The organism is Holdemania sp. 1001095H_141210_F2 (assembly GCF_015558105.1).
Taxonomy (GTDB): domain Bacteria; phylum Bacillota_I; class Bacilli_A; order Erysipelotrichales; family Erysipelotrichaceae; genus Holdemania.
This window is the reverse complement of record NZ_JADNPO010000004.1, coordinates 15,023-40,839: the sequence shown is the minus strand read 5'-3', so window position 1 is coordinate 40,839 and position 25,817 is coordinate 15,023. Positions and strand designations below refer to the sequence as shown.

At 51.7% G+C, this 25,817-nt stretch carries 25 protein-coding genes and 2 tRNA genes; 4 read left to right on the top strand and 23 right to left on the bottom strand.

Features of this window, described 5'->3' with window-relative positions; translation table 11 throughout:
- Positions 1–147: 147 nt before the first annotated feature.
- From I2G61_RS03780 to I2G61_RS03750, 7 genes are all read right to left on the bottom strand, one after another.
- Complete coding sequence (locus I2G61_RS03780; RefSeq protein ID WP_159432786.1) at positions 148–738, bottom strand: hypothetical protein; 591 nt, start codon at positions 736–738, stop codon at positions 148–150.
- Positions 723–1,232, bottom strand: coding sequence for a tRNA (cytidine(34)-2'-O)-methyltransferase (locus tag I2G61_RS03775; RefSeq protein WP_006060655.1), 510 nt, complete (start codon positions 1,230–1,232; stop codon positions 723–725). Before I2G61_RS03775 ends, I2G61_RS03780 begins: the two co-directional genes overlap by 16 nt.
- Positions 1,229–1,927, bottom strand: coding sequence for a TIGR01906 family membrane protein (locus I2G61_RS03770; protein ID WP_072684484.1), 699 nt, complete (start codon positions 1,925–1,927; stop codon positions 1,229–1,231). The genes I2G61_RS03775 and I2G61_RS03770 overlap by 4 nt, the downstream gene beginning before the upstream one ends.
- Complete coding sequence (locus I2G61_RS03765) at positions 1,914–2,504, bottom strand: XTP/dITP diphosphatase (protein WP_072684485.1); 591 nt, start codon at positions 2,502–2,504, stop codon at positions 1,914–1,916. The genes I2G61_RS03770 and I2G61_RS03765 overlap by 14 nt, the downstream gene beginning before the upstream one ends.
- Positions 2,489–4,147: a B12-binding domain-containing radical SAM protein gene (locus I2G61_RS03760; RefSeq protein ID WP_195547934.1), complete on the bottom strand. Its 1,659-nt coding sequence runs from the start codon at positions 4,145–4,147 to the stop codon at positions 2,489–2,491. Before I2G61_RS03760 ends, I2G61_RS03765 begins: the two co-directional genes overlap by 16 nt.
- Before the next feature lie 122 nt (positions 4,148–4,269).
- A complete protein-coding gene (locus tag I2G61_RS03755) occupies positions 4,270–5,250 on the bottom strand; it encodes a hypothetical protein (protein WP_072684487.1) in 981 nt (326 codons plus the stop codon).
- Positions 5,250–6,326 carry a M42 family metallopeptidase gene (locus tag I2G61_RS03750; RefSeq protein WP_072684488.1) on the bottom strand — a complete coding sequence of 359 codons (1,077 nt, stop codon included), beginning with the start codon at positions 6,324–6,326 and terminating at the stop codon, positions 5,250–5,252. The genes I2G61_RS03755 and I2G61_RS03750 overlap by 1 nt, the downstream gene beginning before the upstream one ends.
- Positions 6,327–6,468: 142 nt before the next feature.
- On the opposite strand from I2G61_RS03750, the gene I2G61_RS03745 reads away from it, so the two are divergent.
- Positions 6,469–6,543: transfer RNA gene (locus I2G61_RS03745), tRNA-Gln, on the top strand.
- Between the two features lie 232 nt (positions 6,544–6,775).
- Positions 6,776–7,156 carry a YkvA family protein gene (locus I2G61_RS03740; protein ID WP_072684572.1) on the top strand — a complete coding sequence of 127 codons (381 nt, stop codon included), beginning with the start codon at positions 6,776–6,778 and terminating at the stop codon, positions 7,154–7,156.
- A gap of 102 nt (positions 7,157–7,258) precedes the next feature.
- On the opposite strand, the gene I2G61_RS03735 is transcribed toward I2G61_RS03740, so the two are convergent.
- Positions 7,259–7,333: transfer RNA gene (locus tag I2G61_RS03735), tRNA-Gln, on the bottom strand.
- Between the two features lie 518 nt (positions 7,334–7,851).
- Here I2G61_RS03735 and gltX point away from each other — a divergent pair.
- Together gltX and I2G61_RS03725 are read left to right on the top strand one after the other, a co-directional pair.
- Positions 7,852–9,312 (top strand): glutamate--tRNA ligase, encoded by a 1,461-nt coding sequence (gene gltX, locus I2G61_RS03730; RefSeq protein WP_072684489.1) that lies wholly within the window; start codon positions 7,852–7,854, stop codon positions 9,310–9,312.
- 68 nt (positions 9,313–9,380) lie between these two features.
- Positions 9,381–10,667 (top strand): adenylosuccinate synthase, encoded by a 1,287-nt coding sequence (locus I2G61_RS03725; protein WP_072684490.1) that lies wholly within the window; start codon positions 9,381–9,383, stop codon positions 10,665–10,667.
- Between the two features lie 143 nt (positions 10,668–10,810).
- Here I2G61_RS03725 and I2G61_RS03720 read toward each other — a convergent pair whose 3' ends face one another.
- The 15 genes from I2G61_RS03720 to I2G61_RS16350 all read right to left on the bottom strand — a co-directional run bounded on the left by I2G61_RS03720 (position 10,811) and on the right by I2G61_RS16350 (position 25,631).
- The gene (locus tag I2G61_RS03720) at positions 10,811–11,689 is read right to left on the bottom strand and encodes a helix-turn-helix domain-containing protein (protein ID WP_072684491.1); all 879 of its coding nucleotides are present in this window, start codon (positions 11,687–11,689) and stop codon (positions 10,811–10,813) included.
- A gap of 75 nt (positions 11,690–11,764) precedes the next feature.
- A complete protein-coding gene (locus tag I2G61_RS03715; protein WP_072684492.1) occupies positions 11,765–12,448 on the bottom strand; it encodes a hypothetical protein in 684 nt (227 codons plus the stop codon).
- A gap of 99 nt (positions 12,449–12,547) precedes the next feature.
- Positions 12,548–13,147 carry a hypothetical protein gene (locus I2G61_RS03710; RefSeq protein WP_072684493.1) on the bottom strand — a complete coding sequence of 200 codons (600 nt, stop codon included), beginning with the start codon at positions 13,145–13,147 and terminating at the stop codon, positions 12,548–12,550.
- Between the two features lie 141 nt (positions 13,148–13,288).
- A complete protein-coding gene (locus tag I2G61_RS03705) occupies positions 13,289–14,182 on the bottom strand; it encodes a radical SAM protein (RefSeq protein ID WP_072684573.1) in 894 nt (297 codons plus the stop codon).
- Positions 14,183–14,279: 97 nt separating this feature from the next.
- Complete coding sequence (locus tag I2G61_RS03700) at positions 14,280–15,251, bottom strand: YafY family protein (RefSeq protein WP_072684494.1); 972 nt, start codon at positions 15,249–15,251, stop codon at positions 14,280–14,282.
- 107 nt (positions 15,252–15,358) lie between these two features.
- On the bottom strand, positions 15,359–16,231 hold the full coding sequence (locus tag I2G61_RS03695; RefSeq protein WP_072684495.1) for a hypothetical protein: 873 nt from the start codon (positions 16,229–16,231) through the stop codon (positions 15,359–15,361).
- Positions 16,231–17,661 carry a glycosyltransferase gene (locus I2G61_RS03690; RefSeq protein WP_083538521.1) on the bottom strand — a complete coding sequence of 477 codons (1,431 nt, stop codon included), beginning with the start codon at positions 17,659–17,661 and terminating at the stop codon, positions 16,231–16,233. Before I2G61_RS03690 ends, I2G61_RS03695 begins: the two co-directional genes overlap by 1 nt.
- The gene (locus I2G61_RS16735) at positions 17,658–18,380 is read right to left on the bottom strand and encodes a HEAT repeat domain-containing protein (RefSeq protein ID WP_195547933.1); all 723 of its coding nucleotides are present in this window, start codon (positions 18,378–18,380) and stop codon (positions 17,658–17,660) included. The genes I2G61_RS03690 and I2G61_RS16735 overlap by 4 nt, the downstream gene beginning before the upstream one ends.
- 80 nt (positions 18,381–18,460) lie before the next feature.
- Positions 18,461–18,769 carry a hypothetical protein gene (locus I2G61_RS03680; RefSeq protein WP_195547932.1) on the bottom strand — a complete coding sequence of 103 codons (309 nt, stop codon included), beginning with the start codon at positions 18,767–18,769 and terminating at the stop codon, positions 18,461–18,463.
- Between the two features lie 12 nt (positions 18,770–18,781).
- On the bottom strand, positions 18,782–20,917 hold the full coding sequence (locus I2G61_RS03675) for a hypothetical protein (protein ID WP_195547931.1): 2,136 nt from the start codon (positions 20,915–20,917) through the stop codon (positions 18,782–18,784).
- A 15-nt stretch (positions 20,918–20,932) separates the two neighbouring features.
- Entirely contained in the window at positions 20,933–22,423 is a 1,491-nt protein-coding gene (locus I2G61_RS03670; protein WP_072684497.1) for a CotH kinase family protein, read from the bottom strand.
- A gap of 14 nt (positions 22,424–22,437) precedes the next feature.
- Complete coding sequence (locus I2G61_RS03665; protein WP_072684498.1) at positions 22,438–23,115, bottom strand: DUF4956 domain-containing protein; 678 nt, start codon at positions 23,113–23,115, stop codon at positions 22,438–22,440.
- Positions 23,116–23,140: 25 nt separating this feature from the next.
- The gene (locus I2G61_RS03660) at positions 23,141–23,836 is read right to left on the bottom strand and encodes a polyphosphate polymerase domain-containing protein (RefSeq protein ID WP_083538522.1); all 696 of its coding nucleotides are present in this window, start codon (positions 23,834–23,836) and stop codon (positions 23,141–23,143) included.
- A 268-nt stretch (positions 23,837–24,104) separates the two neighbouring features.
- A complete protein-coding gene (locus tag I2G61_RS03655; RefSeq protein WP_072684500.1) occupies positions 24,105–25,187 on the bottom strand; it encodes a glycosyltransferase family 2 protein in 1,083 nt (360 codons plus the stop codon).
- A gap of 102 nt (positions 25,188–25,289) precedes the next feature.
- Positions 25,290–25,631 (bottom strand): hypothetical protein, encoded by a 342-nt coding sequence (locus I2G61_RS16350; RefSeq protein WP_229056866.1) that lies wholly within the window; start codon positions 25,629–25,631, stop codon positions 25,290–25,292.
- Between the last annotated feature and the right edge of the window lie 186 nt (positions 25,632–25,817).

Genomic DNA, 25,817 nt, shown 5'->3' with positions numbered 1-25,817 from the left:
CAGTTTCCCCCGCCCTGCTCAACGATTGCCGGATACGGAGATTGTAGGATAAAGAATAAAAAAAAGCCCGAAAGCAAAGCAGCGAACCGGCTTAAGGACTTCTTGAATTTCTTATGATCTATGCGAATTGTTTTTCGCTGGAACTCACTATGACTTCACATTCTCCGGCGCCAGAAAATCGCGGTAGAGCGCTAAGGGAATCTGAATCAGCGCCAGCATCAGCTGCAGCGTTGCCAACGACCCCACGGCGATTCCGGCATAGGCAAACTGCTGGATCGCTTTGAGCGTAGTGAGGGAAAAATAGCTGCGCGTTACAAAAAAACCGCCGGCGATCACCATGACCAGCTCGCATCCGATCAAGCAGCCTAAGCCCCTACGTTTACGTCGGAGATTCTTATCCTTGCCGCGCTGGGTGAAAAACATCGCGGCGACCAGGAGAAAGCCGATCTGCGGCCAGGCCAGCGCCGTTACCGCACTGCTCAGCCAGTCGGAAAAGGCCAGCGGCGTCGCCAACAGATTCAGGATCGTCCGCCCCAGCCACGTTCCCTCTACCCAGGGATGGTGCGTCAGCGCCAGCACATCCTCAATGCTGCGCAGCTGGACTAACAAATACCCCATCCGGGCGTTGGCGAAGGCAAACACAGCCGCGCACGCACAGCCGGTGCAGAACAAAATACAGATCCGGCGTTTTTCGGTTTGAAGCAGACGGTTGAACAACGTGATCATACCAACAGCCAATCCTCTCCCTTGATGTGCTCCGTTTTGCTTAAGCCCGGATAATCGAGCTGGCGCAGCACTTCATAAACGCAGATCGCGACGCAGTTGCTTAAGTTCAGGCTGCGGGCGTCGGCAACCATCGGCAGCCGCGCGCAGCGGTCGAGATGATCGCGCAGGATCGCCTTGGGAATACCTGTGCTTTCGCGGCCGAACACCAGATAAATATCCTTTTCCGTCCGGGTATAGTCGAAACTGGCCGGCGGCTGCTTGCCATAGCGGGTTAAGAAGTAAAACTCCCCGTCCGGATTTTGCGCGCAGAACGCCGCCCAATCCGGATAGACGCTCATCTGCAGCTTTTCCCGGTAATCCATCCCGGAACGGCGGATCTTCTGTTCGTCTAACGAAAAACCCAGCGGCTCGATTAAATGCAGCCGGCAGTTCGCCGCGACGCAGGTCCGCATGATATTGCCGGTATTCTGCGGAATCTCCGGCTCATATAAAACAACGTGAATCACGCTTGAACACCTCCTTTGCTTTCAAACCAGGCCAAGCCCAGGCAGACCAGATAGCCCAGCCCGAACCCGCCGAGAATCCGGAATACCAGATTGAAGAAAAAGGTTTCCGGAACCATCATGATCAAGACGTCGGTATTGGGATCGAGCAGCCACAGGTCATTGCGGAAAAAGATATGATGGAACATCGTCCAGAATTCATTGAAATCGAGAAACGCGTAAAACGCCAGCGCCCCCGCCAGGCCCATCAGCACCGCCGAGGTTTTTAAAAACATCTTCGCCGTCTGCCGCCGCAGCGCCTTATCCTTTTTCATCACCAACAGACCCAATCCCACGATCACGATCGCCGCCGCCAAGTTCCGCACGCTCATCGCGTTGAGATAGAGTGCCTGAACGTCGACCATGTGGTCTTTTTCCCGCTGATTGAAAACCTCCTGCACCTGACCGTTGATGACAGCCTGCACGTCGAGATTTTCACGCTTGCCCTGGGTGTAGTCCAACAGCACGTCGGTCGTTAAATCTAGATCTTCCTCGCTCATGCCGATCGTCTGCGCGGTGTTCAGCTGGCGGTATTGATCGGCGTAAAACGGCCGGCTGAAGCAGTTGAGATCAACCGACGTCAAAATCAGCACGGCGATGAGTGCCACCGACCAGACCGCCTGCAGCGCCTTGACGAGAAACGAATCAGTTTTCTTCATGATGTAAATACTCCATTAACAAGCGCATCGCCTTGCCGCGGTGACTGACCTGATTCTTTTCTTCCTCACTTGCCTCAGCAAGTGTTTTGCACAGCGGCGGATAATAGAAAATCGGATCGTAGCCAAAGCCCTTACCCCCGGCGGGCTGGAACGCAACCGTTCCTTCGACCGTCCCCTCAAACACCTCGGTCGGCCTGTCCGGGCGCGCCAAGGCGATCGCGCAGACAAACCGGCAGGTGCGGTCCGCCTGGCCGCTGACGCGCTCGATCAGATTCCGGTTCTTGATTTCATAGCTTGTATCATGGCCCAAATATCGGGCTGAATACACGCCGGGTTCCTTGTTTAACGCGTCGATTTCCAATCCGGAATCATCGGAAATCACAGTGCAGCCCAGCTGCGCGCACAGCGCTTCGGCTTTGATTACGGCGTTGGCCGCAAATGTCGTTCCGGTTTCCTCCGGCTCGGCAAACGTGCCGCATTCCTTCATGCCGATCACGGTGATCCCCAGCGGCGCAAACAGCGTGCGGAATTCCTCAATCTTATGTTGATTGCCCGACGCAATTACGATTTTATCCATTCTTGTTGTTCCTCCTCACTGAGCCAGATCCGCCGCACCGGCTGTCCGGGAACGGCCAGCACGATCTGAATCTGAATCCCGCCGGCCTGCCAGCCGACGTCAATTTGGGTATAATTATAAACCTGCTGCTCGTCAAAATCCATCCGCTGAACTAAATTCCTGCGGATTTCCTTGCGCTCCTCGGCGCTGAGATGCCGGATCGCCAGCGGCTTCTGGCGATGGGCAGACTGCATCAGATAATCGGTATTGACCCGCGCCTGCGCTTCCGATTCTCCCAGCAGCGGCGTTAACACCTCGATCAGCAGCTCATAGAGATCTTTCAGCTGATACGGATGGGGCAGCGCTTGCAGCCGCGCCCCGGCCTGCGCCATCAGGGCATAAGCGCTCAACTGGGGATGCTCCGCAAAGACGCTCTGTAAACAAGCCCGGCAGCGGCCGCTGTTGAGCAGCTTTTCCGTCGCCAGATGCACCCGCTCCACTTCCGCCAGATCCGCTTCGCTCAGCCACGCTGTCTTCGTCACGGTATACGGCGTCTGCGCTTCAAATTCCATACCCCAGCCCGGCGCGCGTGCGATCATCGCGGTCCCCTTTAATAATTTCAGGATGCCGACCTGCAGCTCGCTGGGACACACGGCGAACAACCCGTTGTAGGATTGTTCAAAACTGGCCCGATCCTCATACGGCAGCCCCGCGATCAGATCCAGATGACAGATGTAGCCGCGCTTTAACAGCCGGCTTGTGACCTCAAGCAGACGCTGGTTGTCCTGCCGCCGGTCCACCGCTTCCAGGGTTTTGGAATTCAGCGACTGCACGCCGATTTCAAAGCGGTAGCGGGCCGGATCGGCTTCCTGTTCAAAAAAATCCAGCATCGCTTCGCTGATCGTATCGGCGACGACCTCAAACTGGAAATTGATCGAAGGCGGCAGCGTTTCAATAAACCGCGCAATCCGCAGCGCCCGCTCGGGCATCACGTTGTACGTCCGGTCTAAAAACTTCACCTGCTTGACTGCCCGCTTGGCCAGCGGCGCCAGCTGCCGCAGGACATACGCTTCCGAGAACATCCGCACACGGTTGTCCGCCGAGGACAGGCAGTACGCGCAATGATACGGACAACCCCGCGAGGTTTCAAGATAGAGGTAGCGATGCGCCATTGCTTCCTCGTCCATCGCCAGCCAGTAAGGACTTTCCAACGTTTCCAGCCAGTTCAGGTCCACTCGTGCGTAAGCAACCGGACTGACGTAATCGCGGCTGACTAACCCGTCGATATCCGCTTCCCGGCGCACCGCCTGCCAGAACGTCTTCTCGCCCTCGCCCCGCAGCACCGCTTCAATCCCGGTGTCCAGCCAGTCTTCGCATTGATAGGAAACCTCCGGCCCGCCGATCAGAATTCGGACATGGGGCAGCTTGCGCTTGAGAATCGCAATCCATTTCCGGGTCAAATCCGCATTCCAGATATAGACCGAAATTCCGATCACCTCCGGCTGCCGCGAAGCGATCAGATCGCTGATCCGTTCCAGATCATCCTTGATCACAAACTCCATCAGCTCGACATCCGCCTCCGGAATCCGGCTGACATACAGCCAGCGCAGCGCCAGATTTTTATGGATATATTTGGCGTTGAGCGTGGTTAGCACAACTTTCATGTTTTATCACCTTTGCTATTCTAGCAGAAATCCCCTCGCTTTTCTATCCCCGGATCCCGCCGCAAACCGGTTTCGACAGAAAAAAAACTTTCCTTATGCCCAAGCCTAAGGAAAGTGCAATTTCAAGCGTTCAGTTCTTCTTCAATCCATTGAATCGCCGGGTTTTCGCTCAGTATCTGATCGATCAGCCGGTTCATCTCGTCGACGCTGCGGCCGCTGTTGTGCGCGGAAACCAACGTGACCCAGCGGTCCGGTTCGTCACTGCGCTGCGCCTGCAGCAGCATCATCGGCATCTGGAAACTCTCAAACCGACGCCGGCAGCGCAGCCGCAGGATCGGCGCCAACGTCTGGAAATGGAGCGTTTTCCCGGTCTCCAGCAGCACGCCGTGATGGACGATCAGCTTGAACGAAGGATAATAAGCCGCCTGTTCAAAGTCGTCCGCCAGGCGATCGTACAGGCCTTTTTCTTCGGCTTCTTCCAGCTGCTGACGAGCGGTTTTCTTGTTATAGCGGCCGCTTAAGATCAGCAGCACGCCGGCCCCGCCCAGACCGATCAAGATCAGAACGTTAGCTAAGGGAAAGGAATGCTGCGCACCCTCGACTAACATCAGCGAACCGATTTCATCCTGCAGCGTCGTCGGATCAGCGTTCTCGTCGATCAGTATCTGCACGACTTCCAGCGCATATTCCTGCAGCTGTTCGGGAATCGCCGCGCTTAAGCCTTCGACCACTAACGGCAGCGGCGCAATGTCCGTATCACCGTAGCTGTAATCGATGATCGGCCCGCAGCGCTTCGCCGTCGCTTCGCTCAGCATCACAATCCGCCAGGATAACCCGTCGGACGCTAAATAATAATGATTGGTCTTGTAGCCGTCGCTGCTGCTGGCAAACTCCTCGGTGCACAGCTGGATCTCATATTTCGCCTGTTCGTTGATCAGCGACGTTTCCGTTAACGGCTTCGGCCCGGAGGGCTTAAATATCGTATTGATGAGGATCGGATAAAGCACCGCGCCCGCAAGCAGAACCGCGCCCAGAAGCATCCGCAGATGATTGCGCTTAAAGACCGCGTCGACCGGTCCCAGCGTTCTCCATGGGGATTCCATTACAAACCGTCCACGTCAGCCGCGCTTACGGTATCGACAACGGCTTTCGCTAACGCCACTGCGGCTTCCACATCCGCCAGACAGGCGATGCCGTGATGTGAATGAATGTAGCGGACCGGAATCCCCAAGACGACCGTCGGAATGCCGCGCTGACTTAACTGAATCATCGCGCCGTTATTTCCGCCGCCGCTGCGTACCGATTCCTGAACCGGAATACCGCGGTCATGAGCCAAGTTCAAAACCTGGCGCATCCAGCGGGGATTGGCAATGATCGAGCGATCCATGTGCCGCAGCATCGGCCCTTTTCCCATCGCCGTCTGGCAGAGCCAGTCTTCCGTAAACGTATCGTCCGCCGGACAGCCCTCGAACACGATCGCTACGTCCGCCTCCAGCTGATGCAGCGCCGTCTGGATACCGCGGTCGCCGACTTCCTCCTGACTAGACAGACAGGCTGCGACATGATTGCGGTGAACGGCTGGATCGATTTGATCCAGCGTTTCCAATAGCGCCGCCACGCCGATCCGGCAGTCCAGCGCCTTGCCGATAATCAAGCCCTTCTCCCTCTGGATTTCGCATGTCACATCCGGCACGACCGGCGCACCGATATCAATTTGAAATACATCGCGGGTTTCTTCCAGCGAATGCGATCCGACGTCGATCACCATCGCACTGATCTCAGACGGCGCCCGCCGCTCGCTCTCGCTCATAAAATGCACCGGCTTGGCCGCGACCACGCCGCTGATATACTCTCCCCTGCGGTTTCTGACCTTAACCTTATGCGCCGGCACGGTATTCGCCGCCCAGCCGCCTAAGGGCAGAAACGTCAGCGTGCCATTCGGTTTGATCGCCTGGACCATAAACCCCAGCTCGTCGCTGTGAGCGTCCAGCAGGATCCGGACTTCCCCATCCGCCGCCTTGGGCTGGATGATCAAATTGCGCATGTGATCCTCGCATACCGCATAGCGTGTTTCGTCGATCCAGCGCCGGGCTTCCGCCGCCGCCAGATCCTCAAAGCCGGACACGCCGTAAGCGTCGCTGAGCCGCCGGATCATCGTCAGCCGTTGTTCTGTATTCATAAAATCCCCTCACTTCTTTATCCATTGTAATCAGGAAGCGAATTTTTTGTCAATCAGGGATTCTAAAACTTTCCAGAAAAAGAAAAATTTTCAGGGTTGACTTTCTTTGAAAAAAGGGTAGAATATAAAAGCACCAAGTCATTGGGATGTAGCCAAGCGGTAAGGCTGTGGACTCTGAATCCACCATGCAAAGGTTCGAATCCTTTCATCCCAGCCATAAAAAATAGAAACCATCCAGCCGGATGGTTTTTTTGTCGCTGATGGAAAAGCTGACTGAGGAAAGGATTGACCCGCAGTTTGGCTTCTCTTTATAATAAATAAACAGAAGATAAATAACCAAACGATAAATAAACAGAAGAAAAAATGATGAATCCGATAAAACAGAAGCAATCCCTGCCTCTCTTCTTCAGGGGTTAAAAAGAATGCGAAAAGACCGGGAGGATGAACTGATGAATAAAGAAGAACGCCAACGCCGCATGAAAGATCGAATCCGTTCCTGCAAATCAGCCCTTCCCGTGCTGGCTCAGGCACTCAAAGATCCGAACACACCGAAGCGGGCGCGGTGGCTTTGCGCTCTGGCCGTCGGCTATGCCTTGTCTCCCCTTGATCTGATCCCCGATTTTATTCCCGTTTTGGGCGCGTTGGACGATCTGTTTCTGCTGCTGCCGCTCATCACGCTGGCAGTCAAATGTATTCCTGCCGAGGTCTGGCAGAAATGTCAGGCGCAGGCCCAGGCTCTGCCGCCCAAAGACGGGCGCTATGCTTTAGGCGTCGTGTTGTTTTGGCTTATTATTTTATTGTTGATTTTGAAAGGAATCGATTTGCTTTAGCCAAGCGGTTCATCTTGAATGCCCCTTCATCTCCAGCCCTCCTCGTTTTACTATAACAAGACATAAAAAAACTCATCTTTTACAGATGAGAAGTTTGTTTTATGGCTGGGATGAAAGGATTCGAACCTTTGCATGGTGGATTCAGAGTCCACAGCCTTACCGCTTGGCTACATCCCAATTTGGCTTGCTCTTATATTCTACGCTTTTTCATAAAAAAGTCAACCAGAATTTTCAAAATTTTATCAGATTTCCTTCCCCAGCGATCACGAAGTTCTCCCTTTTGATCCTTCATTTTATGTGCGTTCCGCTTTGTCGCTTCTTTTCTTATTTTGTTCGGATTCAGATTGAATGATCCCATTGAATGATCGCACGTGCTGTTCCTCATTTTATCTGACTAAGCCTCACTGGCAAAAATCCCTGCTTTACTTTTTGTACGGAAATTCTGGATCAAATCCAAACCGGGATGATGTTTATTCAGAACTGCTGCCAGCGGATTCTGCGTAAGGAATCCTGTTTGGAAATTGAAAAAAGGTTCATTTTTCAGTTTCGTTCCTCCCATAATCCCCGAAGCGTGTCCAACGCAGAAAATTCGACTGAAAAGTGTGCTAAAAAACGCCGTTTTCTGGAAAGATAAAATTGCACTTAGGGTTAACTTAAGGTACAATAAGAAAGGTTTTAGAAAAGGAAGCGTGAAAATGGAAAAAGTTAGAACTAGATTTGCACCCAGCCCAACCGGCTACATGCATATCGGAAATCTTCGCACAGCTCTTTACGAATATCTGGTCGCAAAAAAGGATGACGGAACCTTCATCCTGCGGATTGAAGACACCGACCAGGAACGTCTTGTCGAAGGTGCTGTCGATCTGATTTACACGACATTAAAGGAATGTGGTCTGGACCATGACGAAGGACCGGACGTCGGCGGCGATTATGGCTCGTATGTCCAGTCGGAACGCATGGCTTCCGGTATTTATAAAGAATATGCGGAAAAGCTGATCGAACTGGGCGGCGCGCATTACTGCTTCTGCAGCGAGGACGATATTCATCGTCAGAAGGAAGAAGCCGAAGCCAAAGGCGTCTCCTTCAAGTACAATGATCCCTGCCACAATATGACGCTGGAAGAAGCGCGGCAGCGGATTGCCAATGGCGAGAAATACGTTGTCCGGCAGAACATCCCGCTGACCGGCACCACTTCGTTTGACGATGAAGTTTACGGTCACATCGAAGTTGAAAACAGCATTCTGGATGAAAGCATCCTGTTAAAATCCGACGGATTCCCAACGTACAACTTCGCCAACATCATCGACGATCACATGATGAACATCACCCACGTCGTGCGCGGCAATGAGTATCTGTCGTCGACGCCGAAGTACAATCTGGTCTACCAGGCGTTTGGCTGGAACATCCCGAAATACATCCACCTGCCGCCGGTCATGAAAGATGAGCATCACAAATTAAGCAAGCGCAACGGCGACGCGTCGTTTCAGGATCTGGTAGCCAAAGGCTATCTGCCGGCCGCGATCCTCAACTACATCGCGCTGTTGGGCTGGTCGCCGGAAACGGAACAGGAAATCTACACCCTGGATGAATTGAAAAAAGCGTTCTCCGTCGAGCGCATCAGCAAATCGCCGGCGATCTTCGATATTGAAAAGCTGACGTGGATGAACGGCATGTACATCCGCAATCTGACGCTGGAGCAGTTCCATCAGCTGGCGCTGCCGCATCTGAAGAACGCCGTCAAGGGCGACTTTGACCTCGTAGAGATCAGCAAGATCCTGCAGCCGCGGGTGTCCACGCTCAATGAGATTGACGAAATGGTCGATTTCTTCAACGTTCTGCCGGAATATGACATCGCGATGTACACGCACAAAAAGATGAAGACCAATGCTGAAATTGCTCTGACTTCCCTGAAGCAGGCCCGCGAAGTGCTGGCAGCGCTGCCGCAGTGGAGCGAAGAAGCAATTCACGATTCCCTGATGAATCTGATTCAGGAATTGGGCATTAAGAATGGTCAGATGCTGTGGCCGGTTCGCACGGCCGTCAGCGGCAAGCAGTTCACCCCGGGCGGGGCGATTGAAATTGCTCACATTCTGGGCCAGGCGGAAACACTGCGCCGGATTGACACCGGCATTGCCAAACTGAGCGAACAGGCATAAGCCTTGTTTGTCTCTCCCCTGCCGCATCATAACCAAATCCCATAGTAAAGAAAGGTTGGAATACAATTATGGCTGGATATGTCGTCGTCGGATCCCAATGGGGTGATGAAGGAAAAGGAAAAATCGTTGACGTTTTGGGAGATAAAATGGACATGGTCGTCCGCTTCCAGGGCGGCAACAATGCCGGACACACCGTGGTCGTCGAAGGCGAGAAAACGGTTCTGCACTTACTGCCCTCGGGCGTTCTGCATCAGGACGCGCTGTGCGTCATCGGCCCGGGCGTCGTTGTCGATCCGTTTGTACTGCTGAAAGAGATCGACGAACTGGAGTCCCGCGGCGTAAACACGGAGCACGTGAAGATCAGCGGCCGCGCGCATCTGATCATGCCGTATCACGTCAAGCTGGACGAGCTGCAGGAAACGCGGCTGGCCGGCAACAAAATCGGCACGACCAAGCGCGGCATCGGTCCTTGCTACGCGGACAAATACACCCGCATCGGCTTACGTGCCTGCGATCTCGTTGATTTCGATAACTTCAAATCCAAGCTGGCTACGACCCTTTCGATCAAAAACGAACAGATCGTCAAGCTGTACGAGGAAGAACCGTTTGATTACGACGCGCTGGTTGAACAGTTCCGGGAAGTTCGGGAACGCCTGCTTCCGCGGATCATCGACGCGGTCACCACGGTCAACGACGCTTTGGATCAGAACCAGAATGTTCTGTTTGAAGGCGCTCAGGCGAACATGCTCGATATCAACTACGGTACCTACCCGTATGTCACTTCCTCCAGCCCGACAGCCGCGGGTGTTTGTGAAGGCGCCGGCGTCAGCCCGTTCAAGCTGGATCATGTCATCGGTGTTGTCAAAGCGTACTCGACCCGCGTAGGCGAAGGCCCGTTTGTCACCGAGCTGCTCGATGAAGTCGGCGAAGAACTGCGTCAGGCCGGCAACGAATACGGCGCGACAACGGGGCGTCCGCGCCGCTGCGGCTGGCTCGATCTGTGCGTCGTCAAACAGGCGGCCCGGATCAATGGATTAACGGATCTCGTTATCACAAAAATTGACGTGCTGTCCCAATTTAAAACGCTGCCAGTCTGTGTCGGCTATGAGCTGGATGGCAAGGTTACCACTTCCATTCCGGCATCGCTGGAAGAATACGCAAAAGCCAAACCGGTCTACCGCATGATGGATGGCTGGGAAGAAGATATCACCGGCATCCGCCAGTTTGAAGAACTGCCGGAGAACTGCCGCAAGTATCTCGCCCTGATCGAAGAAATCACCGGTACCCGGATCTCGCTGGTTTCCGTCGGACCGGATCGTGAAAATAACATCATTATCCACGATCTGACAAAATAACAAAATTCGATACAACAAATAAGCTCAGTCCGCATCAAGCAGGCTGAGCCTTTTTTATTCTGTTTCCGACCTTCGCTTATTCCCGATGCCGTTTGTTTTTGTTGACCGTCCTTTCCTTACTCCTGTTGAGAAACTATTGGCGGTTAAAGAATTGGAATTCCTATCTGGATATCGCTTAGTCCTTGATCGTTGGTAGATTCGCCATATCGGACAAGATCATACCGCGCATTTTCATTCAGCTGACACGAAGCTGAGGGAAACCATTGATTATAGATCAACTCGATTACCGGCTCCAGAGAATCCTGGCATCGGCCTTGATATTCAAATACCACGTAGCGGCTGGCCGGCAGCGTTAGCCGGCGCATGCCCTTGGGGACAGACTGAGCTTGATCAGCCAGAAGTTCCACCTGAGCCCCAGCCCAATAGGTAAACATCGGCCCCTTTTGGGAATTTGAGAACTCCGTATAATCATGAACGCCGATCAGGAAATCCGGATCGCAGCGTCCGGGGATTGAAGATTTATTTTGATGCAGTTTCCGCCAGGTCCGACCGATCACCCCAAATCCATGCCGGAGTTCGGCACAGTAACCGACAAGCGCTATCGCGCCTTCATCCCGAATTTGAATTTTGAAATTGCGCAGCGCATCCGGTTGACTATTCTGCAATTCCAATCGGGGCTGCAGCGGCAGGTACAGCTTTCTGCGCCAATACGTTTTTGGGCTGCAGTGATAAACCGCCTGAAACTGGCGGGAAAATGAACGCTGCGTCTGATAACCCGAATCCAATGCGATCCTCAGGATCGGATCAGCAGTAAACACAAGCCGCCGCGCCGCTTCACTCATCCGCCGGCGCTGAATATAACGATGCACCGGCACGCCGGTCAATGCGGTAAACAACCGGTGCCAGTGATATTTGGAATAGCCGACGGCAGCGGTCACCGCGTTGAGATCCAGGGTTTCATCCTGCAGATGCGCCTCAATGTAATCGACAGCACGGCTAATTTGTTCTCGATTGTCATTCATGCTTTCGCCTCCTGGTTCAAGCATACCCGAATCTGATTTCAGTTTTATCACCATTCTTGCGGCATTGGGAAATTGTCACGATTTTCCTGACTCTCCCTCGAAGCTCTGTGTTTTATCCCCCTGGCTTTCTTCTCCCTCCTCTTCACGGTTTAAGCGTTCGGAAGGCATCGGAATATAACGCTTGAGGAAAGCTTCCAGAATCAGCGCCACGATCAGCAGCAGACCCCAGTCGAGCAGCGGCAGCGAAGGAAATTCAAACTTCAGATTGATTGACGAGAAGGCCAGCGCGTCAATTTCCGTAATTGGAAAGAACTGGATCGCCGCCGCCTGAATCAACGGTTCGATCAGCCGCACAGCGCAGAAACCGGCCAACAGCCGATTCCCCCGACAGCATTGTTTAACGAGGTCCGGCGATCGATCTCCGCGGACTGCCAACCCCAGCAGTTGTCGGTAACAAAAACCGAAACCCAATAACAAAGCCATTTCCAAGACGCTCATTAGGCCGATAACAACCAAATTTACCACGAACAGCCGGGAATGGCTTAACCCAAACTGCTGCATCGTAAACAACAGGCCGGCGATCATAACGACGTTAACGGCGATCACCGCAGCCATTCCCCAGCTCAATAACCGTGCCAAGAGCAGCATTCGTCCGCGGCTATCTTTACGATAATAAATCACAGCCAGCACAATCACCAGGCCTGCCAATAAAACCTGCATCCCCAAACCAGCCCGAAACCAGACCATAGCCTCTTGCATCCTTGATTTCCTCCTTTATTCATCCCACAAATCCAGCCGCAGCAGATAAGCATAATTTTCAAATGACCGCGGCGTCAGCTCTGCAAACCCCAGCTTCAGCTAGACCGCAGGTTTTTCCAGAATCATCCGGATCAGGAAATGATACGCATCATCCGCCGGAGCCTCCATTTCCACAATGTAATAACCAAATAGGGTCTTCCGGCTCCAATATTGCGCCAAAGGCAGCTGCACGCGCTGGCAGTTGCTCCACATACTCGTCGTATCCAGCTGAGAATTGCCTGGATAAGTGGTATTCAGAGGATCCAGTGAATAGGCTGAGGCGTTTTTAGTCTGATAAAAATGCTTCTGTTCCACCAGCTGCATCGCGTAAGTTGGAGAAGGCTTCTTTTTTGCGCTGTCCTCATCAAACAGATACAACCTCCGGCTGACAGCAGCTACCGCATCCTGCTGAACATAGTTAACGAAAAGCGTCAGTTTCCCCTGCGGATTTTTAAACAGCCGGGCAATCGCGAAATGATCTTTTGTGCGATCTGAACCGCTGGTCAGATAGTGGAGCTGGTGTTCTTTAACATACTGATTTTGTTCTTCCGTCAAATTCATCGGATTAACTGAAACTGTTTCTCCTTTTGTACGGCTTTGACTTACGCTGCATGTCAGCAGCACGCCCAGAATGATCAGTACTGCAAATCCGCGTTTCATCGTTTCATCCCCTTTTTTAATTATTTCCCCTGCGCTGCCAGAAAAGCCCCAGCGCTATGCTTATTTCTATTATAAAAGAAGCGGGGCTGAAAAACCAACACCGCGTCAAGAATGTCATGAATTTGTAAGAGATGAGGATCGTCAGAATAATGAAATCTGCTGCGGCCCACGGCTGAAGCGATAAGCCTCAATGATCGCTTTCATCTGGGTTAAAAGTCCCAGCTGCCGGCATTCCGTTTCGATCATCGCCTTCAGCTCAACCGGTTTGCGGCAGGCACAGCTGTATCGGTTGCCATAACGACGAACATACTTTTCTTTTAATCCCGGAAACTGTTCGTCCAGGCATTGATAGTAATACTCCCGCTGGCGATCCCGCATCGTCATGCCATAGCTGCAGTAAACAAACTGTGCCCCAGCTTCCTTCGCGCGGATCAAAATCTGACGGATGTTTTCCCGATCGTCCGTGATTCCCGGCAAAACCGGCATTAACAGAACACCGGTAAACAACCCCGCCTTCGACAGCTTTGCCATCGCTTCAAATCGCCGGGTACTCGACGGAGCATGAGGTTCAATTTTTCTTGCCAGCGCATCGTCCGCCGCCGTGATCGTAAACTTGCACAACACTGGCGAATGCTGATGAATCCGGCATAACAGGTCGATATCTCTTACCGCCAGAATTCCCTTGGTCGCAAACCCGACGCCGAAGCCATACCGATCCAGTAAGGCTAACGATCCACGCGTCACTTCCAGCTGTTTTTCAAAGGGATTGTACGGATCGGTCATCGCGCCGTTCATGACGACGCCGGTGCGTCGTTTGCTTTTTAATTCTTTTTCTAGCAGCATCAGCACGTCTTTTTTCACCATCACCGTGTCAAACTGGTCATTGCCATAGCATTCGCTGCGCGAATCACAGTAAATGCAGCCATGGCAACAACCACGATATAAATTCATATTGTAATCTCCGCCAAACCACCATTGGGCGTTTTTCATCGGGGTTAACAGCGTCCTGGCGCTGATTTCAGGTACAATGCTCATCGACTGCTCCCTGCTTTCTGCTTGTTTATCTTGCTTTTCCACCCTTTTGCCTCCATCCTTTATCCATCAAATTACCACAATGACGGGTTTGGATTTTTTATTGATCCGCTGTTATTTTACCAGGGATTACCTGACAACAGGATGTCAGGTTCTGCGTATTTGTTTCTCTGTTATTGTATAGCTCAGCCAAAACATTGATCCGCTGCCGCATTTTCTCCCGCAGGTCGGCAGGCGCCAGCACCTCAGTGCAATCGGCCATCGACAACAGATAACTCAGCAGCCATTCACCATCGGGGCAGGTAAACTGGACCGTCGTCATTTCCGGCGTCTGCTTCAATTCTATCTGCTGAAAATCATCCATCAGCCGCGCGATCCCCTGCGGCTGGACCTTCATCGTAATCGTCACGCATCTCTCGCTGACCGGCAGCGGCATCAGGATCTTTTCCGGCAGCGGGCGCGGCTCAAAGCTCTCGTCCAGTTCCGTCACTTCGCGCATCCGCACGATTTTAAAAAAGCGTTCTTCTTCCCGCAGCGCGCACCAGCCATAACAATACCACGCCTGCGCTTTAAACACCAGCCGCAGCGGTTCAACGATACGATGCGTCGCCTCCCGGTTCAGTCCGTAATAATCAAATTGGATACGTTTGCGGTTTAAAATCGCATGGCGCAGAAGACTGAATAAATCCGGCTGCTCAGCCGTCTTGGACCACAGTGAAAAATCCGCTTCGATCCAGGCCTGCCGCGGTTGTCCCAGCAAGGCAGATACTTTTTGCAAGACCTGTGTTTCTTCCTGCACGCCGGTGGACCGCAAACCTTCCAGCAACGCCGTCAGCTCCTGCTTTTCCGCTTCTGAGAAAACGGTCTTATTCAAGACAAACGTATCCCACAGTTCGATCCCGCCGTCCTTTCCCCTGCGGGCATAAATCGGAATTCCCGCCCGGGAGAGAAAATCAAGATCCCGATAGATCGTCCGTACGGACACCTCGAAACGGTCCGCCAGTTCCTGAGCCGTGATTTTCCTGCGTTCTAAAAGCAGGTAAACAATTTCAAAGCATCGGTTCATCTGCATTATCGAATCCTCGCTTTCCTGCAAATCTGAAGTCTCTGTTCTGATTATAACAGAACCAGACTTGCGCGCAAACAGAAAAACAATGCCGTCTGGGCATTGTGATTGAATTACTGACGTTGTAAAAAAGCCTGAACTTCTTCAAGGTAATGATAGCCTGGATAAATCTTTCCCTGAGGAAATTGTTCCTGCAGTCCGGCCCAGGCTTGACGAAGCTCATCCAGCGACGCATCATGATAGGTGTTGTTGGATTCCAGACCATGCTTACCCGGAGCGATAAATTCATAAATGGCAATCAACGTTTTGTGGCTGTGTTGGGTATATTCCACTTCCCTGGCCAGCTGGCCGGCTTCGTCATGGCGGTTGTAATTCATGATTGCCGCCTGGTCGCAGGCCTCGCTGATCAACTGTTCAAGCGGTTCGGCATAGTCTTGATCATACCAGTATGGCAGGCAGATCACAACCTCCAGATTCAGCGCCTTCGCCTGCTTGTAATAAATCACCATCTGATCGGCATAGTCCTGCAATAAAGTCAGCCGGTCTTCCGTGTCCCATTGCGGCAGAAGATAGGGCTCAATATCCAGCACCACGCCGCGCAGCCGCTGAGATGCGGAACTTGTTTCATTGTAATCAGCGACTAAGGTAAGCCGTGACAACACCTCCTCTGCCTGTTCGTGCAGTGCCCATGTGGCATCCCCCATCAATGCGTAACAGTCGATCCCCTGGGTGTGCAGCTGGCTGACAAAGCGCTGGACTTCGGTTTTCTCACGCAGCATTTCCAACGGAAATTCCTGAAACAGCTGAGTCAGCGGAAGCTGCTCGTTAACCGTCAGCACCGCCTCGATTCCTTCTGCACTCACAGCCGTGCGGTTCCAGGAGAATAAGCTGCCGGCCTTGGGGCGAGTATGCGATGATTGCAGTCCCAAGGCCGCCAGAGTAAGCGCCAGTCCTGCAACTAACAATATTCCTGTTTTCCGTTTCATTATTTTTCGCTGCCTTCCTTGACGGTGACGGCCGGATTATTCGCAGTCCGGGTAATTGCTTCCCAATGATTCTTTCGCTTGCGGTAGCTGAATAAGGCCAGCATCCGCACAGTTGACAAATACAGGCGTAAGAAAATGATTTCAAACAAGCATAAGCCGATCGCTTTGATCACGTCCAAAAGCGAAATTGTTAAATTTTGCGTATGAATCCGACTGAAAAATGCCACCAGCGTCAAGACGCCGCTGAAGCAGGCGTAGACGAGATAAAAATAAACGACAAAGGGATAATTGATCAGATTGGTGACCCATGCCAAAGCGATCGTCAACAAACCGAACAGCTCGATATAAGGTGAAAACAATTCGTAAAGCAGATAGTAGAAATAGGAAATCAAGCTGACAAAACCATATTTGACATTCAGGAACAGCCGGCGATATTTTGTCAGGCTCTGGAACAGACCAATATGCCAGCGGCGGCGCTGCTTCGTCAGATCGAGCAGGGTCGAAGGCGCCTGGCTCCAGCAGATCGCATCCGGCGCATAGCGAATTGCGTAGGGAATATCATGTGCCCGGCAGAACACATGCAGCTTGGTCACCAATTCCATATCCTCCCCCATCGTATTCCGGTCATAGCCGCCGACCGTGATGACCAGATCTTTCTTAAATAAACCAAACGCACCGGAGATGATCAAATTTCCGTTGTATTGATCCATCAGGATCCGGGAAGTCAGAAATGACCGGTCATACTCCAGAATTTGCATGCATATCAGCGGATTGGACGGCAGGTGATAATGTTTTACCTTGCCATTTTCCAGCGTTACGCCGTTGGAAATACGCACCAGTCCGCCGACGGCGATCACCTCGTCGCTTTCCAGCAACGGCCGCACCGCATATTCCAGGGAATCTCGCTGAAGCATCGAATCGGCGTCCATACAGACAAAATACGGGAAACGGGAGGCGTTGATGCCCATGTTCAGCGCATCAGCCTTGCCGCCGTTTTCCTTGACGATCAGAGTCACGCGAATGCCGTGGATTTCCCGTTCGTAGATTGCTTTCTGTTTCTTGCAAGGCACCTGACGACGGATTGGGCGTTGGGTTTCGATTAAATTAAAGGCTTCAATCAGCCGCTGGCTTGTCTGGTCGGTCGACCCGTCGTCAACGACTAAAACTTCATATAACTTATAATCCAGCTGCAGCAGGGAACACACCGTATCGACGACTGTGACTTCCTCGTTGTGCGCCGGAACGATTACGGATACCGGCACATAATAATCGTGCTTCAGCTCGTTTTTCATTTTTTCTAGATAGCGGTTGCGGTAAAGCACGCTGGCGCCAACGACTACGGAGATAAACAGGAAGGTGCTGTAGCCGATCAGATAGAACACGAAGAAGAATTCGACGTTCGCAAGAAAATCTTTAATCAGATCCATCATCCGGCAGTGCCCTCCCTTCCTTCATTTTCTTTCAGCTTGTATTCGAGAATCTCACGCGCATACCGATCCGGGCCCGTCAGGATATCCTGCATCTGCGCTAACGGCACATGCAGATTCAGCAGGGCCTGAGCGCTGTTATACCGGACATGCCAGAAACGTGAATGCAGCCCCTGCTTTAAACATTCGATCGTCTGTGAGCCGGGATAGCTGTCCAGCGCCGAGGCGGCCAGAGCTGCGTATTCCCAACTCCGGCTTTCATCCTGCAGCAATTCCAGGAGCAGCGGATACGCCTGGGGATCCGGCCAGCGGCGCAGATAACGCAGTACGGCGAAATGAATTTCCGGATCTTGACGCGGATCGTTCAGCCGGGCGAACAAGAGCTCGGCAAATTGCGGACCGACCATTCGAAAATAATTGATCAGCGCGCATTGATAGACCGGCGTCAGCTCATCCATGCGCTGCCAAAGCTGCTGAGCAAGCGCGTTCTGGTCGCCTGGAAACCGCAGCAGATCATCGCTGATCAACTTCTGGCTGTGCTGGATTTCATTGCGCGAAAGCAAAAGTACAGCCTGCGTTACCGATTGCGGATTGCCCGAAGCCACCAATGCCTGAAAGGCATTCTCCCGGCAATACACTGAATTGTGCAGCAGAATTTGTAAAACCAGCCGCGTCAGCTCGTCTTCAAAGCCGGCGTTAAGCAAACGAAACTGTCCGATCACATATACCACATAAGCTTGCGTTACCAGGTCTTTGCGGGTTAACTGAAACGCGACTTGGACAAAACAATCGCGATATTGTTTTAATACGCGTAAAGTTCCTCCGGCTGATGGACTTGCAGCTCGGCGGCTGCTTGTTGATAGGCGATCAGCTCGACCAGATAACGCAGCTTCCGGTTCAACAGCCGGCGATGCTGTTCCTTTTTTTCCCGGGAACAATCCTGACAGGCCAGCTGTTGTTCAATGCGTGTCAGCCATTGCCGGCGGCACTTTTCAATGAATCGCTCCCGCACATGATTCTTACCGATCGCGAATAAATTGAAGAGCAATATGCTGAAGCAGATGACCATATAAACAAAGACCAGCGCTTCTGCCCGAATATGAATTCTCATGGTATCCGCTCCTTACTTCGACGCCCAGACCTGCTGCATCCGCCAGTATGCTTCTTTTAATCGTTCGTGACAGGTCACCTTGCGGCCCCATCCTTTTAACGGGATTCTACCCATTGCAACTTCTCCCTGATATTTTGTCGTCGCACCGATCTGGATCGAGGAAATCGTCAGATTTTCGACGCCGTATTTCTCGTAGTAATCATCGTGAATCTGCATTTCGCTCGGATTGGAAAAATTCAACAGCTCCCACGGAAGCCGCAGTTCCACCGCGTGTTCCGCAAAGCAATAATCTGTCAGGGAATTAAAATCCGCAGCTTCCGGATTGCCGTTGCCGCGCTTCAAAATTCCCGTTGGATCGGTTGCCGGCATTTCCCGGACCTTGCTTAAGCCAAGTTGATAGCGGGATACATCCTGCAGAATAAGCTGGATCGGCTTAAAAACCGGACTGTCCTTAGCCGGCGGGTCCAGAAACGGATCTTCCCCATAAACCAGGGATCCAGAAACAGCGTTGAGGACTTCATAGCGTTCCTGAACCTGAATCTCGGCCTGATCTCCCCGGATCATCAGATAAAAATCAATCGGCTGATCAAAGTTCAGCGCTGTGCCAAGCACAGTGGAACTGCCGGATTTCGGCGTAATATCCAATCCCAGCGATAACCGGTCTGCGACGGGGTTATAATTTTCACCTTCGATCATCAGATACAAATACTTTTCATCATATTGCGCGTACAGCCGCAGCGCATCTGCTTCCAAAACGGGCTCCATGTCCTGCCATTCTTCCAGATCGCCATCCGGATAACTGACGCTGCGCTCCTTCCCCGGATCAAACGCCAACAGGCCGAAAAACTGTTCGTTCGTCTGAACATCGCTCCAGAATGGCGTTTTTGTCAGATCGACATGCGCCATGGTGTTCCAGGTCCGCTTGAACCATTCATCCTGCCAGCTGAATACAATCGAGCCGGCACAGCCGGAAGCCATGATATCTTCATAGCATGAAACCAGAGCTTCCGCCTGTTCTGTTTCATTCAGTCCGCCCTGACTGCGGCTCCGGCTTTCTTTTTTTGCCTGCCCCCGCGAGCTGGGAACGCCGAACTCGGCAATGACCACCGGCATCGTATGATAGTCCGCCAGCTGTTTTAAATAAGCATAATAAGAATTTTGTTCACCCCTTTGGTCCGTGATATCCATGGCGTCGCCGATTTCATAGCGGTTCATCACGCCCAGGTAATCCGGAAAGTAGGGATAGACATGATAGGAAGCGAATTGTCCGGCCTGAAAGGCAGGCTGGACCGCAATGTGTTCGACGTTGACCGAAGCAAATTTCTCAAACATTTTCTTCATCAGATCCGGATAGTCAAAGGGATCGGTCGTCGGCCAGTTGGAAAACGCGATCATCTTCTGACAATGGAAGCGCTGATCCTCATAGCGGGCCAGCGTATCGCCGACCTGCGCCAGCATTGCTTCAAACGCGTTTGCTTCAGGCGTTGTGCTGAAATATTCTCCATGATAAGCCATATCCGGATACCGCTGGTTTGTAAACGCCACGGTTGTAGGCTCCCATTCCACCCCGAGGATATAGCCGATCACCCAGGGCGAAACATCATGATGATAAGAACCGGAACCCGTGCCATATCCCAGAGAGAACATCTGCCTGCCATGCAGGATATTGATCAAAGTTCGGGCATCTTCTAAAAAGGTTCCTAAAAAAGCCTGATCATAAGCATCCCGGTGAGAAAATTGCACATAATCATTGACCCACAGTCCGTGAATCAGATATAACGGTTCTTCCCGCCCCTGATTGTATTCATAGAACGCGTTGTAGAAATCGGAATTCAGGATTGTATAAACCCGGATCGTATTGGCGCCCATCTGCTGAATTAAATCAAACCAGCGCAGATAGGTTTCCTTATCTACCTTGTAATCCGTTGCAAAATAACCGGGAATTCCCGCACCCAGGTCAACGCCGCGAATCTCAAATGGCTCATATCCTTCCGATTCCCGGATTAAAATCTGCCGCCCCGCCGTCTTCGCTATAATCTCAGCCGGCCGCTCTGAGGTTTGCCAGTTCAACCCGTAACGGTAATCGAACCATTGGAAAGCCAGAAACAGACAAAGCAGGACGCTGACGGTAATAATAAACTTTTTCATCGGACAGCCTCCTTTTTAATGGTTGTATTTTTTATTGACGGATTCATGCGCATAATGACGCAGACTGTCGATATGTTCGTCCAGCCATGTTCCTCTTGCGATTAAATAAGCTTTCATATGCGCGACAGCTTCTTCGTAGTCATGTGGATTCCGTAACAACGGACGCAGATAATTGCGGTCGATCTCATTCAGAATCGCGCCTGCCTGATCGCCGGTCTGCCAATTTTGATCCGCTTCCAACTGATGCGGACGGTCAAACGTATAACCCCAGACTTCAAAATTTCGATCAATCGCCGGGCCCAGATATTGCTGCGTTTCGTCGATGAACGTCAATAACGATTCTTCACTTAACACCGACTGCCGCAGCAGTTTATACCGCTGAATCACACGCTCAATAAAATCCTCATCCTTGCACAGCATAAAAAACCAGGTCTTATCCGGCATGGAAAAACCGTCGACAGGCAATTCGATATCCTGATAATTATCCAGCATGTTGTTGAAATCCCAGACGCAGATTCCTACCTTGCCGCCCAGACTGCGATACAAATACGTCGAATAACTGCCGGCGTCGATATTGCGGAAAAATTCGTTGATGATGAAATAATCGACAAATGAATCTACGTCCAATAATTGCCGATAGCCAAATTCCCGGGAATCGTAATCAAACGAATACAACGCTTTTTCGACTTCCCCGAGATCCCGCTCAATATAAGCTCTCAACGGTTCTGTCAGTTTTCCGATACCGGGATATTTCACGTCCATCGCCTGGCTGATGTCCAGAATATAGGTATAATCAGTAAACACGTCAAGCTGCTTCGGATCCGCATTTTCACGGTCCAGCCGCACGATATACCCTGTTTTCTGCAATTTTTCATTGATTTCTGTCACATTAATCCGATCTTTCGAGCGGCTGATTTGTTCCATCAAGAGATAGACGCCCTGATACTCATCGTCAACGAACAACTCGCAATAACGGACGTTAGGCGCATAGTCCATAATCTGTCCGGCAATGTTCATCGCAATATAATTGCGCATCAGCGTCTTGTCCAGAAACGGACCGTTCAGCACCCATTCCTGGTCCGCCGCCATGCCTAAGAGCGAACGTTTCTTCTTTTTGCTATCGTCGTTCATGGTGACGATGGAATAAGACTTTTTATCAAAATGCAAACTGGAATTGCCGCGGTAACGAATCGCTGCCAGGGTTGACAACGTCGGCTCGTCGCTCAGCCGGTTACCGTCGCTTCCATCCCAGACTGTCAGTTCCGCCAGAATCCGTTCATGACTGTGATCTTCCCCTGGAACCGCCTGCGCCCGCGTGCTTAACTTCAGTATTGGCAAATGCGTACAAAACTCCGTGGATGCGGTTCCTTCGCACACCTGGGAGGAAGCCGCAGACTGGCGGTGCTGTATAATTCGGACCTTATTTTCCGGCGTCAGCGTCTGCACCGTTAAGGCAACCGCGACGATCAGAAAACACAATCCCAGCAGGAATAATTTCCGCTTCATCGCTGAGGCCTCGGCTAACTGCTGATATCGTCATCCTGAGCGACGACGTTCACATATTCAATGTGTTCAACCTGATACAGAGCGTCAGTCACACTGATCTCTTTTTTCAACGATTGCCGGTAACTGCTGCGCGGCAGTTCATAGATCAATTCCAGCGTATCCGGTGTTGTGTTTTTAACCCGCAGAATTGCTTTCTGATTAAAGTAGTTAAAAACCACGCCTTCGATCTGCCGTTCTGTTGAACGCGCACCGCGGATGATCAAAAGCATCCGGTTGTCATTTTTAATCCGGCCCAGCGCTAAAAGCACGATGAAAACAATCGCGCTGCCGATCGCACTGGTTACATAATCGCCCACGCCGCAGCCCAATCCTGCGACAATCGTCCAGAAAATGTAGACCGTATCGCGGCTGTCCTTGATCGCAGTTCTGAAACGCACGATTGACAATGCACCGACCATCCCTAACGACAACGCGATGTTGTTGCCAATGATCGCCATGACGGTCGCCGTCAGGATTGTCAGCGTTACTAACGAAACGTTGAATTTTTTACTGTAAATCGTTCCTGTGTGCGACAGCCAGTAGGACAGATAGATCACCAGGCCGATCAGCGCGCTCATCGCAATATGTAGAAACAACGCAAACAGACTGATCTGATCCACCTGTGAAATCAGGTCGTACAAAAACTGATTCATAAACTCTCCCCTTTTCTTTTGTTGACTAAAAAACGACGGAATGGCTGATTCGCCGGGCCAGCGCATACTTGCTGACGGCCAGTTCGCTGCGATCGCAGACCTGGATCACCCGTTGAATATAGGAGGGAAGAAAGTGATTAAATTTCACCTCCAGCACCGCCTGCGCCATCGGAAAAACCGGAACCAGGCTCAGCTTTGGATCAAACAGATGGAAACATCCTTCCGTTGCCCGAATCTGATGGTCAAAAGTAATCCGGATATTGTTCTCCGAACCAATCAACGCCAGCCGCTGATATTCAACGATCGTCTTCGGCCGATAAAGCTGAACCCGGATCATTCCATAGCACTCCGCGGCAAAAGGATCGGAACATGCCAACAACGCTTCCGGATACCCCTGGATCAAAGCTTCGGCCTGGCTTCGCGTCAGCTTCATCGAGCGTTTGCGTTGGTAAGCGCCTTCCTTCTGCTTGATTTCCAGCAATGCAAAATCTCCTTGAGGATCGTAAACACGTAAGCGCAGCTTCCGCCGCCGTTCCACGCCATCCTCTTTTTCCTGAAAATCACGGTCGTTAAGCGTGTCAAAATACAGCGAACGCACCCGGTAGCCTTCTGTCCCGTTATGCGGATCGGGTTTGATCATCGCGCTGAACTGATGCTGCAGTTGGATCCGCTGACTCTGCGTGATCAGATATTTTTTCTCCTGCCGGATAACTTCTGCCATTGATTCGCCCCTCCTGTCATCCTTATATTTAAAACAGCCAAGGTTTATTATAGTCATTTACGCGTTCAATTTCTACTCTCTTTTCTTAATCTTCCGAACAATTTCGGTAACTTTTACTTACCTTGCGCAGATATAGCGCAGACTTTCACAAGTTGAAAGCTGTGGAATAATAAAACGACTGCACCGAAGAGATTTTTTGTGTTTCGCAAGAAAAACCTCCGTTCACAAAAGAACCGAGGTTGATCTAAAATTGATTTCCCGCTGACTTTCAGGATTGGCCCATTCCCCGCTTATGATTCAGGTAGGCGCGATTATGCAGATAAGAAGCGTCGGCTGGCTTCAGGGCGCCCGCCTTCTCGTTAGCCTGCCAGGCTTCATCCCATTTCTGCATCTGATCATAGCAGCAGCACAGCCAGATCCAGGGAATATAGCCATAGCAGTCGAGATTCACAAAACCACCCCGATCCAAGGGCAAAGGTAGTGTTGTTGCCAGCTTGTACCAGAAAACAGCACATTCCCAATTTTTTTCCAGATAGAAATAACGTCCCAGTCCGCAGCAGATTTCTCCGCGCGGAGGTGCATAACGCAGGGCCTGGATCAGACTTGAAAATTCTTTTTGCCTTTGCTTTAAGGCGTGCCAGCAGCGGGCCATGCTCAAACAGGCGTCAATCTTATTTTCTGACCAGCCGGCAGGATCGTTCAGGAACATTTCGTATTCTGCCAAAGCTTCTTCATAGCGCTGATGATCAGCCAGTTCCCGCGCGTAATAGTACCGCTGGCGGATATCCAACGTGCCCGCCTGTTTTAATTTTTCCAAAATCCGCAGATTACGCTGCGGATCTGCACAATGCACCTTATGATGTTCGATGGCGATATCACTGACATAACGACGAGGAACAAAGGGGATTGTTTCATGCACCGCGCCTTGCCAACGCAGATGTGCACCGCGCCGGATCAGGCGTTCCCGAGGAAAGCTGAACGTGGGCCGGCCTTCGCTGTCAAAGGCTGTCCGATACTGCATGACGACCATATCGCAGCGCTCGTCTAGCGTTTGTTTCAGCGCAAGCAGTTTTTCAAGCTGATCCGCAGGCACGATGTCATCCGCATCCAGCCAGAGAATAAAATCCTGACTGGCCTGATCAAAGGAATAATTCCGGGCTGCCGCAAAATCATCTATCCAGGGAAAATCATAAATTTCTGCCTGATGACGAGCGGCAATCGCACGGGTTTGATCGGTCGAGCCTGTATCCACAATAATCATTTCATCCACGGCTTTTGCAACGCTGCTTAAACAGCGATCCAAAACGTCTTCTTCATTTTTAACGATCATACACAAACTGATTGTAATCATACCTGATCTCCTTTTCTATCCTCACTCTCCTACCCCATGTCATTCGCAGCGCGTTGTGGTTCAACATGAACGCAACGGACAAGGGGTGTCGGCCTTTGTGCGTCAGCTTTGAGTTCTGCGTAATTTTACAATGGTCATTGTCAGCGTGCATTCCGTGACGGTTTGGGCAGCGTTGAACGTCAGCGTAAATGAAGTTGAGGCCGGGACGTCGATGATCATGGATACCGCGCCGAAAGCACTGGATCGTTCGAGGGCCGTCATAAAATAAATACCGAATTCAATGTGTGCCGCATTGTTATAAAACGGAGTTACCTGGATAAAAGTCGGCGCCATCGTCAACGCTGAAACTTGATAATCAATTTTATAAAAACCGGCGGCCAGCGTCACCCGTGTCGGTTCGCTCAACGTAATGTTGCCGGTCGGATCCGCGATCGACTGACTCATTGGAATCAGCGCACCGTTAGCAAACTGCGCACCGAAGTTTACAAACGAAGCAAAAATATCATCGGGAATAGGCCCTGCCGGACCAGTAGGGCCGGGATTTCCGGTTGCGCCAGTTTCGCCGGGAGCCCCTGTTGGTCCTGTGGGACCTGGTATTCCCTGAGGACCTGTCGGCCCCGTCGCTCCCGT

Coding starts and splice junctions, on each gene's coding strand:
- I2G61_RS03770 (WP_072684484.1), bottom strand. CDS start 1,927: ATGAAGAAAACTGATTCGTTTCTCGTCAAGGCGCTGCAGGCGGTCTGG.
- I2G61_RS03765 (WP_072684485.1), bottom strand. CDS start 2,504: ATGGATAAAATCGTAATTGCGTCGGGCAATCAACATAAGATTGAGGAA.
- I2G61_RS03760 (WP_195547934.1), bottom strand. CDS start 4,147: ATGAAAGTTGTGCTAACCACGCTCAACGCCAAATATATCCATAAAAAT.
- I2G61_RS03755 (WP_072684487.1), bottom strand. CDS start 5,250: ATGGAATCCCCATGGAGAACGCTGGGACCGGTCGACGCGGTCTTTAAG.
- I2G61_RS03750 (WP_072684488.1), bottom strand. CDS start 6,326: ATGAATACAGAACAACGGCTGACGATGATCCGGCGGCTCAGCGACGCT.
- I2G61_RS03740 (WP_072684572.1), top strand. CDS start 6,776: ATGAATAAAGAAGAACGCCAACGCCGCATGAAAGATCGAATCCGTTCC.
- gltX (WP_072684489.1), top strand. CDS start 7,852: ATGGAAAAAGTTAGAACTAGATTTGCACCCAGCCCAACCGGCTACATG.
- I2G61_RS03725 (WP_072684490.1), top strand. CDS start 9,381: ATGGCTGGATATGTCGTCGTCGGATCCCAATGGGGTGATGAAGGAAAA.
- I2G61_RS03720 (WP_072684491.1), bottom strand. CDS start 11,689: ATGAATGACAATCGAGAACAAATTAGCCGTGCTGTCGATTACATTGAG.
- I2G61_RS03715 (WP_072684492.1), bottom strand. CDS start 12,448: ATGCAAGAGGCTATGGTCTGGTTTCGGGCTGGTTTGGGGATGCAGGTT.
- I2G61_RS03710 (WP_072684493.1), bottom strand. CDS start 13,147: ATGAAACGCGGATTTGCAGTACTGATCATTCTGGGCGTGCTGCTGACA.
- I2G61_RS03705 (WP_072684573.1), bottom strand. CDS start 14,182: ATGAGCATTGTACCTGAAATCAGCGCCAGGACGCTGTTAACCCCGATG.
- I2G61_RS03700 (WP_072684494.1), bottom strand. CDS start 15,251: ATGCAGATGAACCGATGCTTTGAAATTGTTTACCTGCTTTTAGAACGC.
- I2G61_RS03695 (WP_072684495.1), bottom strand. CDS start 16,231: ATGAAACGGAAAACAGGAATATTGTTAGTTGCAGGACTGGCGCTTACT.
- I2G61_RS03690 (WP_083538521.1), bottom strand. CDS start 17,661: ATGATGGATCTGATTAAAGATTTTCTTGCGAACGTCGAATTCTTCTTC.
- I2G61_RS03680 (WP_195547932.1), bottom strand. CDS start 18,769: ATGAGAATTCATATTCGGGCAGAAGCGCTGGTCTTTGTTTATATGGTC.
- I2G61_RS03675 (WP_195547931.1), bottom strand. CDS start 20,917: ATGAAAAAGTTTATTATTACCGTCAGCGTCCTGCTTTGTCTGTTTCTG.
- I2G61_RS03670 (WP_072684497.1), bottom strand. CDS start 22,423: ATGAAGCGGAAATTATTCCTGCTGGGATTGTGTTTTCTGATCGTCGCG.
- I2G61_RS03665 (WP_072684498.1), bottom strand. CDS start 23,115: ATGAATCAGTTTTTGTACGACCTGATTTCACAGGTGGATCAGATCAGT.
- I2G61_RS03660 (WP_083538522.1), bottom strand. CDS start 23,836: ATGGCAGAAGTTATCCGGCAGGAGAAAAAATATCTGATCACGCAGAGT.
- I2G61_RS03655 (WP_072684500.1), bottom strand. CDS start 25,187: ATGATTACAATCAGTTTGTGTATGATCGTTAAAAATGAAGAAGACGTT.
- I2G61_RS16350 (WP_229056866.1), bottom strand. CDS start 25,631: ATGAGTCAGTCGATCGCGGATCCGACCGGCAACATTACGTTGAGCGAA.